This window comes from Frateuria sp. GZRe14 (genome assembly GCF_051900395.1).
In the GTDB taxonomy this organism is placed as follows: domain Bacteria; phylum Pseudomonadota; class Gammaproteobacteria; order Xanthomonadales; family Rhodanobacteraceae; genus Frateuria_A; species Frateuria_A edaphi.
Genome location: NZ_JBHZGJ010000001.1, coordinates 1570609 through 1583177, shown reverse-complemented (window position 1 = coordinate 1583177; position 12569 = coordinate 1570609). Strand labels below are relative to the sequence as shown.

Annotated in this window: 13 protein-coding genes; 5 read left to right on the top strand and 8 right to left on the bottom strand. The window is 68.0% G+C overall.

Features of this window, described 5'->3' with window-relative positions; all coding sequences use genetic code 11:
* Positions 1-108 precede the first annotated feature (108 nt).
* Entirely contained in the window at positions 109-618 is a 510-nt protein-coding gene (locus ACFWZ1_RS07255) for a methylated-DNA--[protein]-cysteine S-methyltransferase (protein ID WP_231325025.1), read from the top strand.
* 60 nt (positions 619-678) lie between these two features.
* Here ACFWZ1_RS07255 and ACFWZ1_RS07250 read toward each other — a convergent pair whose 3' ends face one another.
* The gene (locus ACFWZ1_RS07250; RefSeq protein ID WP_231325024.1) at positions 679-984 is read right to left on the bottom strand and encodes a hypothetical protein; all 306 of its coding nucleotides are present in this window, start codon (positions 982-984) and stop codon (positions 679-681) included.
* A gap of 155 nt (positions 985-1139) precedes the next feature.
* Between ACFWZ1_RS07250 and ACFWZ1_RS07245 the strand changes: the two genes are divergently transcribed.
* On the top strand, positions 1140-2384 hold the full coding sequence (locus ACFWZ1_RS07245) for an ectonucleotide pyrophosphatase/phosphodiesterase (protein ID WP_439665929.1): 1245 nt from the start codon (positions 1140-1142) through the stop codon (positions 2382-2384).
* A gap of 124 nt (positions 2385-2508) precedes the next feature.
* Here the strand turns inward: ACFWZ1_RS07245 and ACFWZ1_RS07240 are convergent, their stop codons facing one another.
* The 3 genes from ACFWZ1_RS07240 to ACFWZ1_RS07230 all read right to left on the bottom strand — a co-directional run bounded on the left by ACFWZ1_RS07240 (position 2509) and on the right by ACFWZ1_RS07230 (position 5502).
* A complete protein-coding gene (locus tag ACFWZ1_RS07240; RefSeq protein ID WP_439665928.1) occupies positions 2509-3771 on the bottom strand; it encodes an MFS transporter in 1263 nt (420 codons plus the stop codon).
* A gap of 104 nt (positions 3772-3875) precedes the next feature.
* Positions 3876-4034 (bottom strand): hypothetical protein, encoded by a 159-nt coding sequence (locus ACFWZ1_RS07235; RefSeq protein ID WP_231325018.1) that lies wholly within the window; start codon positions 4032-4034, stop codon positions 3876-3878.
* Positions 4035-4122: 88 nt separating this feature from the next.
* Positions 4123-5502, bottom strand: a complete 1380-nt coding sequence (locus tag ACFWZ1_RS07230; RefSeq protein WP_439665927.1) for a formimidoylglutamate deiminase — start codon at positions 5500-5502, stop codon at positions 4123-4125.
* 92 nt (positions 5503-5594) lie between these two features.
* Here ACFWZ1_RS07230 and ACFWZ1_RS07225 point away from each other — a divergent pair, with 92 nt between their 5' ends.
* The 3 genes from ACFWZ1_RS07225 to hutI all read left to right on the top strand — a co-directional run bounded on the left by ACFWZ1_RS07225 (position 5595) and on the right by hutI (position 9879).
* The gene (locus ACFWZ1_RS07225) at positions 5595-7160 is read left to right on the top strand and encodes a GNAT family N-acetyltransferase (protein WP_439665926.1); all 1566 of its coding nucleotides are present in this window, start codon (positions 5595-5597) and stop codon (positions 7158-7160) included.
* A 71-nt stretch (positions 7161-7231) separates the two neighbouring features.
* The gene (locus ACFWZ1_RS07220) at positions 7232-8653 is read left to right on the top strand and encodes a chloride channel protein (RefSeq protein WP_231325012.1); all 1422 of its coding nucleotides are present in this window, start codon (positions 7232-7234) and stop codon (positions 8651-8653) included.
* Positions 8650-9879, top strand: coding sequence for an imidazolonepropionase (hutI, locus tag ACFWZ1_RS07215; protein WP_439665925.1), 1230 nt, complete (start codon positions 8650-8652; stop codon positions 9877-9879). Before ACFWZ1_RS07220 ends, hutI begins: the two co-directional genes overlap by 4 nt.
* 51 nt (positions 9880-9930) lie before the next feature.
* On the opposite strand, the gene ACFWZ1_RS07210 is transcribed toward hutI, so the two are convergent.
* The 4 genes from ACFWZ1_RS07210 to ACFWZ1_RS07195 all read right to left on the bottom strand — a co-directional run bounded on the left by ACFWZ1_RS07210 (position 9931) and on the right by ACFWZ1_RS07195 (position 12559).
* Complete coding sequence (locus ACFWZ1_RS07210; protein ID WP_439665924.1) at positions 9931-10731, bottom strand: cysteine hydrolase family protein; 801 nt, start codon at positions 10729-10731, stop codon at positions 9931-9933.
* A gap of 13 nt (positions 10732-10744) precedes the next feature.
* The gene (locus ACFWZ1_RS07205) at positions 10745-11212 is read right to left on the bottom strand and encodes a hemerythrin domain-containing protein (protein ID WP_439665923.1); all 468 of its coding nucleotides are present in this window, start codon (positions 11210-11212) and stop codon (positions 10745-10747) included.
* Positions 11213-11350: 138 nt separating this feature from the next.
* Entirely contained in the window at positions 11351-11512 is a 162-nt protein-coding gene (locus tag ACFWZ1_RS07200; RefSeq protein ID WP_439665922.1) for a 30S ribosomal protein THX, read from the bottom strand.
* 102 nt (positions 11513-11614) lie between these two features.
* Positions 11615-12559 carry a cation diffusion facilitator family transporter gene (locus ACFWZ1_RS07195; protein WP_439665921.1) on the bottom strand — a complete coding sequence of 315 codons (945 nt, stop codon included), beginning with the start codon at positions 12557-12559 and terminating at the stop codon, positions 11615-11617.
* Positions 12560-12569: the final 10 nt, after the last annotated feature.

The following is a 12569-nucleotide window of genomic DNA, read 5'->3' as shown; positions in this document are numbered from 1 at the left end:
CAAACGACAACTGCTCGCACCGAGAACGGATTCACCCGCCTCCGTTCGCCCTGAGCACAAGCCCGCGGGGCTGGAGTCGAAGGGCCCACAACGTAACGAACAGCATCCATGAGCCCGGTCTGGTACGACAACCTTTCCACCCCGATCGGCCGCCTGCGCATGGTCGCCGACGAGCAGGGCCTGCGCGAGGTCTGGTTCGAAACCGGCCGTCACCAGCGCGAGCCGGCGCCCTCGTGGACGCACTCGCCGCCGGCGCTGGCCTTCGCGCGCGTGCAGCTGGAGGAGTACTTCGCTGGCGCGCGACAGGTGTTCGAGTTGCCGTTGCACCCGCTCGGCACGCCATTCCAGCTGACGGTGTGGCAGGAACTGGCGCGCATCCCCTACGGCGCGACCATCAGCTACGGCGAACTGGCGCGCCGCATCGGCCAGCCGCAAGCGATGCGCGCGGTCGGTGCCGCCAACGGCCGTAATCCCCTGCCGATCGTGCTGCCCTGCCACCGCGTCATCGGCGCCAACGGCAGCCTCACCGGCTTCGGCGGCGGCCTGCCGACGAAGCGTTTCCTGCTGGCGATGGAAGAAGGCGTCGCGCGCGGCGACCTGTTCGGGCTGGTGACCTGATCGCTGCAGGACGCGCGCGTCCGCGAAGATCCAACCGATTACCGGCGGCGCGACGTACCGTCAGTCGCCGCTGCGCGATGACGCCGGCGCCTTGCCCGAATGCACCACCGGCGGCGCGACCGCACTCTGGTAGCGATCCAGCAGGTCCTGCTGGCGTGCGCGGTAAAGTTCTCGCTGTCCCTGGTCGGCCTGGTCAAGGCGTGCGGCGTGGAGTGTGTTGGCGGCCTGGGGCCGACGCAGGGTATCCACGCGGTTCTGCCGCAGCTGTTCTTCGACCTGGTTCTTCTGCAACTGGTCGCGCACCTGGTTTTCCCGCACGGTTTGCTGGAAGCGCGTGTTGACGGGCGACTGGACGACGACGATCACCGGGCGCTGCGGCGCCGGTTGCGATTGCCAGGCACACGCCGCTGCAGGCGCCGCCAAAGCGAAGGCGGCTGGCCACAAGCGTAAGAACGCACGGGTTTTGAGCGACATGGGGGCGATGCGATGATGGGGAGTTGTTTCATCGTACGAGCCCACCTATGAAAAACCTGTTTCGCCTGTCGTGCTGGCTGGTGCTGGTGTTCAGCGCTGGTTGCGCCACTACGCCGCCCGCCGGCGCCGCCAAGCCGACGCCCCTGCTGCTGGTCTCGATCGACGGCTATCGCGCCGACTATCTCGACCGGGGCCTGAGCCCCACCGTGGCGATGCTCGCGCGCGATGGCGTGCGCACGGCGATGCAGCCGTCCTTCCCGTCGCTGACCTTCCCGAACCACTACACGATCGTGACCGGACTGCGCCCGGACCACCACGGTATCGTCAACAACACGATGTACGACGCGCAGCTGGGCAAGTTCTCGCTGCACAACCGCAAGGCGGTGAGCGATGGACGCTGGTGGGCCGAAGGCACGCCGCTCTGGGAGACCGCCGACCGCCACGGCCTGCTCACCGCGACGATGTTCTGGCCGGGAACGGAAGCGGACATCCACGGCCGTCACCCCGACCACTGGAAGCCCTACGACGGCTCGGTGACGCCGAACCAGCGCGTCGACCAGGTATTGGCCTGGCTGGATCTTCCAGCCGCCCGGCGGCCGAGTTTCCTCACCCTTTATTTCGATGACGTCGACCACGCCGGCCACTACCACGGCCCAGACTCGCCGCAGGTGGACCAGGCCTTGCGCGAAACCGATCAGGCGCTGGCGCGACTGGTGCAGGGCCTCAAGCAGCGCGGGCTGTTCGACCGCATCAACCTGATCGTGCTGGCCGACCACGGCATGGCGTCGGTGCCGCTGGACCACAGCGTGCTGATCGAGCGCGAACTGGATCTCGATGACGTGCAGGTGGTGAGCCTGGGCGTGCTGGCCGGCTTCAATCCCAAACCCGGGCACGACTTCGCCGCGATCGAAGCACGCATGCAACGCCCTCACCCGCACATGCAGTGCTGGGACAAGACACGCGTGCCGGCGCGCCTGGCCTATGGCCACAACCCGCGGGTGCCGCAGTTGCTGTGCCTGGCCAATGTCGGCTGGCGCATCACCACGGCCGACTGGCTGGCTTCGCACAAGGGCCACATCAGCGTGGGCGAACACGGTTACGACAACGCGGCGCCGCAGATGCGGGCGCTGTTCGTGGCGCACGGACCGGCCTTCCGCGACGGCGCCACGGTTCCAGCCTTTCCCAACGTGGACGTCTATCCGCTGATGGTGCACCTGCTCGGCCTGCCGCCGCAGCCGAGCGACGGGGACTACGGCGCGGTCAAGGCCATGCTCGAACCCGCCGCGCGCTGACAAGAACGCGAAGTCCTTGGTAGCAGCGCCCTATGCGCGACCGTCAAGGGCGAGCTCCCCGCAATCGCGCACAAGGCGCTCCTGCAAAGGATCGAACCGGCTCGTCTGGACGACCATCGCCGGCTCAGGGCAACGGCGGCTCCGTCCCGGGCGACGGCGGCCCCGGCAACGGCCGCAGGAAGTACAACCGCCATGCGATCAGCAGCCCGGCGAGCACCATCGCGCCGATGAAGGCGGCAACGCCATTCCATCCCCGCGCCGCATAGAACAGACCCCCGCCCGCGCCGGCCAGGCTGGAGCCCATGTAGTACGCGAACAGGTACAGCGAGGAGGCCTGTGCCTTGGCGTTGCCTGCGCGACGGCCGACCCAGCTACTGACGATGGAGTGCCCGCCGAAGAAGCCGAAGGTCACCGCCACGACGCCGGCGATCACCAGGATGAGTGGCCGGAACGTGGTCAGCCCGACACCCGCCAGCATCAGTGCGAAGGTCGTCCACAGCACGCGCCGGCGGCCAAGCCTGCCGGCCAGATGACCCATCCAGGCCGAGCTGAACGTGCCGATGAGGTACACGCTGAAGATCAACCCGACCACCGCCTGGCTCAGGTTGTACGGCGGCGAGAGCAACCGGTAACCGATGTAGTTGTAGACGGTGACGAAGGCACCCAGCAGCAGGAAGCCCTCGACGAACATCCACGGCAGGCCGGCATCGCGGAACACGCCGGCGAAGCGCGCCAGCAATGTGCGCGGGCGCAGCGGCTGGCGCTCGAAATGATGCGAGGGTGGCAGCAGCCGCCAGAACATCAGGCCGGACGCCAGGCCGATGCCGGCCACCACCATCACGCCCACGCGCCAGTCGAAGAAATCCGCCAGCACGCCGGTGACCAGCCGTCCGCCCATGCCGCCGATCGCGTTGCCGCTGATGTACAGGCCCATCCCCAGCCCGATGGAATCGGGATGCATCTCCTCGCTGAGCCAGGTCATCGCCACGGCGGGCAGCCCGCTCAGGGAGATACCCAGCAGCGTGCGCAGGACCAGCAGGCTGGTCCAGCCGGGCACGATCGCGCTAAGCAGCACCAGCAGCGCCGAGGCGATCAGCGACACGGTCATCACCGACTTGCGCCCATGGGCATCGGACACCGCACCGGCGAACAGCATTGCGAAGGCCAGCACGCCCGTGGTCAGCGACAGCGACAGTGCGCTCGTGGCCGCGCTCACACCGTAGTCCTTGCTGAACTCGGGCATCAGCGGCTGGACGCAGTACAGCAATCCGAAGGTGGCGATGCCGGCGGCGAACAACGCCAGGTTGGCCTGGCGGAACAGCGGGGTGCCATGGCGGATCAGCGATCCGTCGTGGGTGCCGGTGGCCGGCACGGGGTGGTCATTCATCGGCTGCCTTTGGCGGGCCGTGGGCGGGCGGGGGCCGCCATTGTCCTCCGCGCGAGCCGTTCGAGTCACCTTGGCAGGCGGGCCGTCCACCCGGCCGCGCGCGATCAGCGATGGCGCCAGTGGCCTTCGACCCAGACATGGTGCGAGGCCCAGTGGCCCGGCACCCACACGCCGGCACGGTGGGCCGGCACGACTACGCAGCCTGCCAGGGACAGGCTGCCCACCAGAAGCAAGGTGAAAGCGAACATCGACGTACGGCGCATGGGACATTCCCCAGCCAGGAAGGTGATCCCCGAAACGCCCTGCCCGATGCCGCGATGACACGCCGCCGGCGTACTCCGTGGCGTCCGTTCAGCCTGGGGGCTGCTGCCTGAGCCGCTGGACGGTGTCTCGGTAGCGCTGCGCGATGCGCGTCTCGTCGTGGTGACGGAAGTCCCGCACCACCCAGCGCCCGCCGCTCATCACGTCGCGGACCAGCGGCGTATTGCCGGCGAAGATGAAGCTGTCGAGCAGTGCTCGCTCGTCGCGCGCGGCGAGCAGCGGCGAGCCGTCGTCGAGCACCAGCAGGTCGGCGCGATGGTCCGGCAACAACGCGCCGACCGGCAGCCCCGAGGCCTGCGCGCCGCCCGTCAGTGCCGCACGCCACAGCGCCTGGCCGACGCTGGCGCCTTCACGGCGCGCGGCGATGTTGCGGTGGCGCGTGGCCAGGCGCTGGCCGTATTCGAGCCAGCGAAGTTCCTCCACCGGCGACACCGAAATGTGCGAATCCGAGCCGATGCCCAACGTGCCGCCCGCGTCCATGTAGTCGGCCAGCGGAAACAGGCCGTCGCCCAGGTTGGCCTCGGTGGTCGGGCATAGCCCGGCGACCGCACCGCTGCGCGCCAGGCGGTCGGTTTCCTTTTCGCTCAGGTGCGTGGCGTGCACCAGGCACCAGCGCGCGTCGACCTGCGCATGGTCGAGCAGCCATTCGACCGGGCGCGCGCCACGGATCGACAGGCAATCCTGCACTTCGCCGAGCTGCTCGGCGATGTGGATGTGGATCGGTGTGTCCTGCGCCAGGCCGCTGTCGAACACGGCCTGCAACGCCTCTTCCGGTACCGCGCGCAGCGAGTGCAACGCGATCCCCACCCGAAGGTCCGGGGCCTGCTGCGCGCGCAGCGCCTCGAGCAGGCGCAGATAGGCATCGACCTCATGGCCGAAACGGCGCTGCCGCGCGCCCAGCGGCCGGCCATCGAAACCGCCGCGCATGTACAGCACGGGCAGCAGGGTCAGCCCGATGCCGGCCTCGCGCGCCGCCTCGACGAGCGCCAGCGACATGGCCTCGGCCGGCGCGTAGGACGTGCCATCGGGCCGGTGATGCAGGTAGTGGAACTCGCAGACCTGGGTATAGCCGGCCTTGAGCATTTCCACGTAGAGCTGCGCGGCGATCGCCTTCAATTCGTCCGGGCCGACGGCGGCGGCGAACGCGTACATGGTCTCGCGCCAGCTCCAGAAGCTGTCGTCCGCTTTCCCTCGCCGCTCGGCCAGCCCGGCCATGGCGCGCTGGAACGCGTGCGAATGCAGGTTGGGCATGCCAGGGAGCACCCAGCTTCCCAGCGTCTCGGCGGGGCCATCCTCCACCGCCTGCAGCACGCCATCGGCGTCGATGCCGAAGATGCCGTCGCGGGTCCAGCCATCGCCCTGCCACAGGTAGCCGGCATGGCAACGGCGGATGCGGTTGGATGGGGTCATGGACGTCTCCCTGGTAGACGTCCAAGTGTAGCGCCCGTGAGCCTGCCGCCCCGGCAACGGTTCCACGACACACCGTTTCGCATACTGGCGCCATGCCCAAGAAGACGCCCGAGCAAACCGCCAAGCTGCTGCTGCGCCAGGCGCGCCCCGACGACGTGCCGGCGCTGGTTGCCCTCACCGGCCGGGTCTACTCGCCCGAATGGGGCCATTCGGCCGAGATGCTGCGCTCCCAGCAGACGCACTTTCCCGAGGGCCAGTTCGTCGTCGAATACGCCGGCCAAGTGGTCGGCTACTGCGCCACCTTCCGCATCGACGAAGCCACCGCGCTCAAGCCGCACACGTGGGCACAGATCACCGGCGGCGGCATGGGTTCGCGGCACAAGGCCGACGGCGACTGGCTGTACGGCATGGAAGTGGTGGTGCATCCCGACTACCGCGGCATGCGCATCGGCCAGCGGCTCTATCACGCCCGCAAGCGGCTGTGCACGGACCTGAAGCTGCGCGGCATCGTGTTCGGCGGACGCATACCCGGGCTGGCCAAGAACATTGGCCGCTACGGCAGCGCCGAAGCCTACGTGCAGGCGGTGGTCTCCGGCGAACGGCGGGACGCCACGCTGAGCTTCCAGCTCGCCAACGGCTTCGAGGTGATTGGACTGCTGCGCGGCTACGTGCCGTCGGACCACGAATCACTGGGCTGGGCGGCGCATCTGGCATGGCGCAACCCGAGCCTGCTCGATCATCCCGACATCCCCTCCATCCCCTCGCCCAAACACCTGCCCGACCTGGTGCGCGTGGCATCGGTGCAGTACTCCCAGCGGCGCATCCGCTCGTTCGAGGAATTCGCCACGCAGGTGGAGTACTTCACCGACATCGCGGCCGACTACAACGCCGATTTCGTGACGTTCCCCGAGCTGATCACGCTGCAGTTGCTGTCGATCGAGAACGAGGAGCTCTCGCCGGTCGACACGATCCGCAAGCTCAGCCAGTACACGCCGCAGGTGAAGGAACTCTTCGGGCGCCTGGCGGTGCGCTACAACATCAACATCATCGCCGGCTCGCACCCCACCGAACAGCCCAACGGCGACATCCACAACGTCTGCTACGTGTGCCTGCGCGACGGCTCGCTGCACGAGCGCGAGAAGCTCCATCCCACTCCCAGCGAGCGCAACGTCTGGAACATCACCGGCGGCGAGAGCGCGGCGACCATCCAGACCGACTGCGGACCGATCGGCGTGATGATCTGCTACGACTCGGAGTTCCCCGAGGTCGCGCGTCACCTGGTCGACCAGGGCGCGCTGATCCTGTTCGTGCCCTTCTGCACCGACGTGCGCGAGGGCTACCTGCGCGTGCGCTACTGCTCACAGGCCCGTGCGATCGAAAACCAGTGCTACGTCGTGCTCTCGGGCAACGTGGGCAACCTGCCGGGCGTCAACAACTTCGACATCCAGTACGGCCAGAGCTGCATCCTCACGCCCAGCGACTTCCCGTTCGCGCGCGACGGCGTGGCCGCCGACTCCACGCCGAACATCGAAACGGTGCTGTTCGCCGACCTGCGACTGGAAAGCCTCGCCCGCGCCCGCAACGCCGGTGCAGTGACCAATCTCAAGGACCGGCGTTTCGACCTGTACGAGATGCGCTGGCGCCCCAATCCCTTGTAGGAGCGCCCTTGGGCGCGACCGCGAGGGTGCAGATCGGCGGACCGTCATCCGCAGTCTGCGATAATGGCCCGATGCCACCTTCCAACCCCCGCCTGCAGGCCCTGCTCGGCCACGAGTTCTTCGCCCCGCACCAATGGAAGCGGCGCATCGCCCTGTGGAGCGGCGCGGTGCTGGTGGCACTGGCCGCCATCCTGTTCGCCAAGGCCAGCACGTGGGCCTACCAGTTGTTCCTGCGCATCCTGGACCACGGCGTGTGGATCCCGCTGATCCTGACGCCGGTAGTCTTCGGGCTGTTGTCGTGGGTCACCTCGGGACGTTTCCGGGCCACCCGCGGCAGCGGCATCCCGCAGGCGATCGCAACGCTGCACGTGGAAGACGAATCGTTCCGCAGGAACATGCTTTCGTTGCCGATCGCGGCAGGCAAGATGTTGCTTACGCTGATCGCGCTGGCCGTCGGTGCCTCGATCGGACGCGAGGGGCCGACCGTGCACGTGGGCGCCGGCCTGTTCTACACGTTCGCGCGCCGCTTCGGTTTCAGCGACCCGAAGGCCGCCTCGCGCTTCATCCTTGCCGGCGGCGCCGCCGGCATCGCGGCGGCGTTCAATACACCGCTCGCAGGCGTGGTGTTCGCGATCGAAGAGCTTGCCGGCACCTTCGAGCACCGCTTCAGCGGATTGCTGCTTACCGCGGTAATCGTCGGCGGCGTGGTGTCGCTGGGAATCATGGGCAACTACGCGTACTTCGGCGAGGTCGAGGTCAACCTGCCGCTGGGCCACGCATGGCTGGCGGTGCTGTTGTGCGGAGTCGTCTGCGGGTTGCTCGGCGGCCTGTTCGCGCGGCTGATCCTGCTCAGCAAGCGCGGCCCGCTGGCGCGCGTCGGCGCGCTGCGCGCCCGCTGGCCTGTCGCCTTCGCCACCGGCTGCGGACTCGTGCTGGCGATTCTGGGCGTGCTGTTCCACGGCTCGGTGTACGGCACCGGCTACGACCAGGCGCGCGCGATCGTGCAGCAAGCGACGGTGACGCCGGGTGCGAGCTTCGGTTTGGCCAAGCTCGGGGCCAACGTGGTGTCGTACTGGGCAGGGATTCCGGGTGGCATCTTCTCGCCTGCGCTGGCGGTGGGCGCCGGGCTCGGCCAGAACATCGCCCACTTCCTGCCAGGGGTGCCGGCCGCCGCGGTGGTATTGCTGGGCATGAGCGCGTACCTCTCGGGCGTGACCGGCGCGCCGCTCACCTCGGCGGTCATCGCAATGGAGCTGACCGACAATCAGTCGATGGTGATTCCGGTGATGGCCGCCTGCCTGCTGGCCCGCGCCGTTTCGTCGCTGCTCAGCCCCACGCCGGTCTACAAGGATTTCGCCGAGCGCCTGGTGCAGGAGTTCGAGCGGCAGCAAGCCGCCCGTCACATTCCGCCCGAGCCCGTCGAACACGTCGGGCGCAGCAGCGCCTTTGATGAACCGGCGGCTCCCGCCGACGCACCGCAGGAGAAGCCATGACCACGCCGCGCTGGGATCACCTGCTGATCGACGCCACGCTGGCCACCTTCGTGGGCGAACGTGCGTTCGGCCTGGTCGAACGCGGCGCGCTGGCAATCAAGGACGGCCGCATCGCGTGGTCCGGTCCCGCCGCGGAACTTCCCGGTGCCGCGGATGCATTGGCCGCCTCGGTCGAAACGCTGGACGGCGCGCTGGTCACGCCCGGCCTGATCGACTGCCACACGCACCTGGTGTTCGGCGGCGACCGCGCGCACGAATTCGATCTGCGCCTGAATGGCGCGAGTTACGAGGAGATCGCCCGCGCCGGCGGCGGCATCGCCTCGACCGTGGGCGCCACCCGCGCGGCGGACGAGGACGAACTGCTGCGCCAGAGCATGCCACGCGCACGCGCGCTGCTGCGCGACGGCGTGACCACGCTGGAGATCAAGTCCGGTTATGGGCTCGACCTCGACACCGAGCGCCGCATGCTGCGGGTGGCGCGGCGCATCGGCGAAACGTTGGGCATCGGCGTGCGCAGCACCTTCCTCGGCCTGCACGCGCTGCCATCGGAGTACCGCGAGCGCCGCGAGGATTACGTGGCACTGGTGTACGACATGATGTTGCCGGCGCTGGCCGCCGAAGACCTGGTCGACGCGGTCGACGCCTTCTGCGAGGGCATCGGCTTCACTCGCGTGGAAACCGAGCGCGTCTTCGAGCGCGCCAGGGCGCTCGGCCTGCCGGTGAAGCTTCATGCCGAACAGCTCTCCGACCAGGACGGCGCGGCATTGGTCGCGGAGTACCGTGGCCTGTCCGCCGACCATCTGGAGCACCTTAGCGAGTCGGGTGTCCGCGCAATGGCCGCCGCTGGCACCGTGGCCGTGCTGCTGCCGGGCGCCTTTTATGCCTTACGCGAAACGCATCTGCCGCCGATCGACCTGCTGCGTGCGCACGGCGTGCCGATGGCGATCGCCACCGACTGCAACCCGGGCACCTCACCGCTGCTCTCGTTGCGGTTGGCTGCGAACATGGCCTGCACGCTGTTCCGGATGACGCCCGAAGAAGCCTTGCGCGGAGTCACGGTCAACGCGGCGCGCGCGCTTGGCTTGGCCGACCGGGGATCGCTGGCGGCGGGGCAGCGGGCGGACCTCGCCGTCTGGAAAGCCCGCATGCCCGCGGAGCTGTGCTACTGGATCGGCGGCGATCTGCTGCAGTCGCTTTGGAGCGCAGGCGCTCCCGTCAGGCTGTAGCGCTCGCCTATCCTTTCCGCTTGGCGGAAAGGATCCGGCCGGGTCGCCGGATCAGTCCTCCGGCGTCTTGGCCGGAATGAACGGCGATACCGGATCGCTGGCCGGGAAGGTTTCCTCCACCGCTTCGTCGGTGAGATCGCTCTCGTGCGCCTTCCGACCCTGGCGCTCGTTCTCGGTTTCCGGGCGCTGGGGCTTGGTGCAATCGGGGTGCTGCACGTCTTTGCGGTCGTGGCTGCTCATCTTCTGGCTCCGCTGAGTGTTGTCCCATTCCGACAGGCGCGCGTCGATGCGGGTGATGTCGGCCTTGGCCACCTCCTGCATGCACGCCAGCGCACGCTGGTTGCGCAGGGTGGTCTGCGAGGCGATGCCGTCTGCCGGCACCCACAACGGGAACTGGCGCATCTGCGCATCCAACGCGGTGCGCAGCACGCAGTCGTCCCCGGCGATGCCGACCAGGGCGAGCGCCTTGATATCGAGTTTTTCCAGCAGCGTGCACAGCGGCGTTTCGTAGAACGCCGAATGCCGCGGCTTGAGAACGAAATAGTCTTCGACGCCCGGCAGCAGCCCGTCGCTGAGCTCGGCGCCACGGGACCCGACCCGCCGGCAGTGCTCGATGACCTTGGCCAGATCGGCATGCCAGCGCCCGAAGTTGTCGTTGGCGTAGATCACCGGCAGGTCGTGTGCGCGGTACCAGTCGCGCACGTGTCCGATCGCCGTGGCCACCGGCATGGCCTGCTCCAGCAGCTCCTCGCCACCCTCGAATTCGAGGTCGTTGAGCATGTCGATGATGAGCAGGGCGCTGTGCCTCGGATCGAAGGCAGTCTCGTGTTCGCGCTGGACGATGTTTGCCATGTTGGCCGCCGCCTCAGGCCGCTTCCAGCCGCTTCTTCAATTCCATCTTTCGCTGCGCCATCTGTTCGCCCAGTTCGTCCAGCGCTTTCTTGCCCAGCAGCGCCTTGGCGCGCTTGAACATCTCCTTTTCTTCCTCGTCGGCGTGATGCTCGAACAGTTCCTTGAGCACCTTGGCGCGACCGGAGAATTTCTCGCTGTCGACCTCGGTCTTGAGCAGGTCCGGCAACACCAGGTCGCCGGCGGCGCGATGTTCCTCCAGCGCCTCGAAGTACATCTTCGCGTCATCCTTGCCGTCGCCTGCCTTCTTGAACGCCGGGTAGAAGATCTCCTCTTCGATGGCGTTGTGCACACGCAGGTTGGTTTCGATCTTTTGCACCAGTTCCTTGCGCTTCTTCACGCCGCGCGTGGTGGTGCCGGCCAGTTCATCCAGCAGCGCCCTCATGTTCTCGTGGTCCTGCTTCAAAAGCTCGATTGCGTTCATGCCTGCTCCGGTCCCGCCCCTGCCAGCCGCACGTTTCCATGCGCGCGGTGAAGCGCGTGTCTTCCCCGGTTAATCGCCGCGGAACGACAAAAAAAAGCCCCGCTCATGGCGGGGCTCTTCGATCCGCGAGCGGAAAGCTCAGGCGGACTTTTTCTTCGGCGCTGCCTTCTTGGCGGCGGCCGGCTTGGTCACGGTGGCCTTGGTGCCAACCACGGCCGGCTGCGCATCGTGCGCACGGGTGTTGCCGTAGCTGCCGCGGTAGGTCTTGCCGCGACGGGTCTTGCGATCGCCCTTACCCATGGGAACTCCTTGATTCGTAATGCGTGAACGGCCAGCCATCGTAGCAGCGAAGAGGTAAAGCGCAAGAGCGCCCGAAGGGCCTCGCCGCCCGCCCGACTGCGCTCAGTGGTGCCCGTGCCCAAGGCAATCGCGCGCGTGGTCGGTGCACGGGCCCGCGTCCACCTGGACCGTCACATGCAGGATCCCGAATTGCTTGCGCAACAGCCGATGGATTGCCGCCACCGCCCCGGCCCCTTCGCCGTCCTGCACCTGCGCATGCAGCGTGGCCATGCGCGAGCCGGAGGCCAGCTGCCACACGTGCAGGTGGTGGATGTCGCGGATCGAGGCGTCGGCCTGGCGCAGGGCCTGCTCGACCTCGCCCACGTCCAGGTCTTCGGGCACGCCCTCGAGCAGGATGTGCGCCGACTTGCGGAGCAACCGCCAGGCGCCGCCAAGGATCAGCAGGGAGACCAGAAGCGAGAGTACCGGGTCGGCCCAGTTCCAGCCCATGAAACGCACCGCCAACGCGGCCAGCACGGCACCGAACGAGCCGAGCAGGTCGCCCATCACGTGCAGGCTGGCCCCGGCCATGTTGACGTCGTCGTGGGCGTGGCCGTGCAGTACGCGCAACACCAGCAGGTTCACCAGCAGGCCCACCACCGCCACTACCAGCATCACCCCGGAAAGGATCGCTCCGGGATGCAGCAGGCGCGTGACCGCCTCATAGGCGATGAACCCCACGAGCACGAACTGCGTCAACGCGTTGACGAAACCGGCCAATACCTCCAGCCGCCCGTAACCGTAGCTGCGGCGCGCATCGGCCGGACGCAGCGCGAGCCGCGCGCCGATGAATGCCAGTGCGAGCGCCAGCGCGTCGACCATCATGTGCCCGGCGTCGGCGAGCAACGCGAGCGAACCCGACCACAGACCGCCAACGGCCTCGGCCACGAGCATCAGCAGGGTCAGCAGGAAAGCCGCCAGAAGCTTGCGCCCGCGAGCGCTCGAATGGTCGTGCTCGTGATGCTCGTGCGAATGGTCGTGCGGGCCGTGTTCGTGCGATCTGCTCATCGCGGCATCG

Excerpts from the sequence above, each read along its gene's own strand:
- ACFWZ1_RS07220 (WP_231325012.1), top strand. The coding sequence starts at position 7,232 with ATGCCACCTTCCAACCCCCGCCTGCAGGCCCTGCTCGGCCACGAGTTC.
- ACFWZ1_RS07205 (WP_439665923.1), bottom strand. The coding sequence starts at position 11,212 with ATGAACGCAATCGAGCTTTTGAAGCAGGACCACGAGAACATGAGGGCG.
- hutI (WP_439665925.1), top strand. The coding sequence starts at position 8,650 with ATGACCACGCCGCGCTGGGATCACCTGCTGATCGACGCCACGCTGGCC.
- ACFWZ1_RS07255 (WP_231325025.1), top strand. The coding sequence starts at position 109 with ATGAGCCCGGTCTGGTACGACAACCTTTCCACCCCGATCGGCCGCCTG.
- ACFWZ1_RS07245 (WP_439665929.1), top strand. The coding sequence starts at position 1,140 with ATGAAAAACCTGTTTCGCCTGTCGTGCTGGCTGGTGCTGGTGTTCAGC.
- ACFWZ1_RS07230 (WP_439665927.1), bottom strand. The coding sequence starts at position 5,502 with ATGACCCCATCCAACCGCATCCGCCGTTGCCATGCCGGCTACCTGTGG.
- ACFWZ1_RS07235 (WP_231325018.1), bottom strand. The coding sequence starts at position 4,034 with ATGCGCCGTACGTCGATGTTCGCTTTCACCTTGCTTCTGGTGGGCAGC.
- ACFWZ1_RS07225 (WP_439665926.1), top strand. The coding sequence starts at position 5,595 with ATGCCCAAGAAGACGCCCGAGCAAACCGCCAAGCTGCTGCTGCGCCAG.
- ACFWZ1_RS07200 (WP_439665922.1), bottom strand. The coding sequence starts at position 11,512 with ATGGGTAAGGGCGATCGCAAGACCCGTCGCGGCAAGACCTACCGCGGC.
- ACFWZ1_RS07195 (WP_439665921.1), bottom strand. The coding sequence starts at position 12,559 with ATGAGCAGATCGCACGAACACGGCCCGCACGACCATTCGCACGAGCAT.
- ACFWZ1_RS07240 (WP_439665928.1), bottom strand. The coding sequence starts at position 3,771 with ATGAATGACCACCCCGTGCCGGCCACCGGCACCCACGACGGATCGCTG.
- ACFWZ1_RS07210 (WP_439665924.1), bottom strand. The coding sequence starts at position 10,731 with ATGGCAAACATCGTCCAGCGCGAACACGAGACTGCCTTCGATCCGAGG.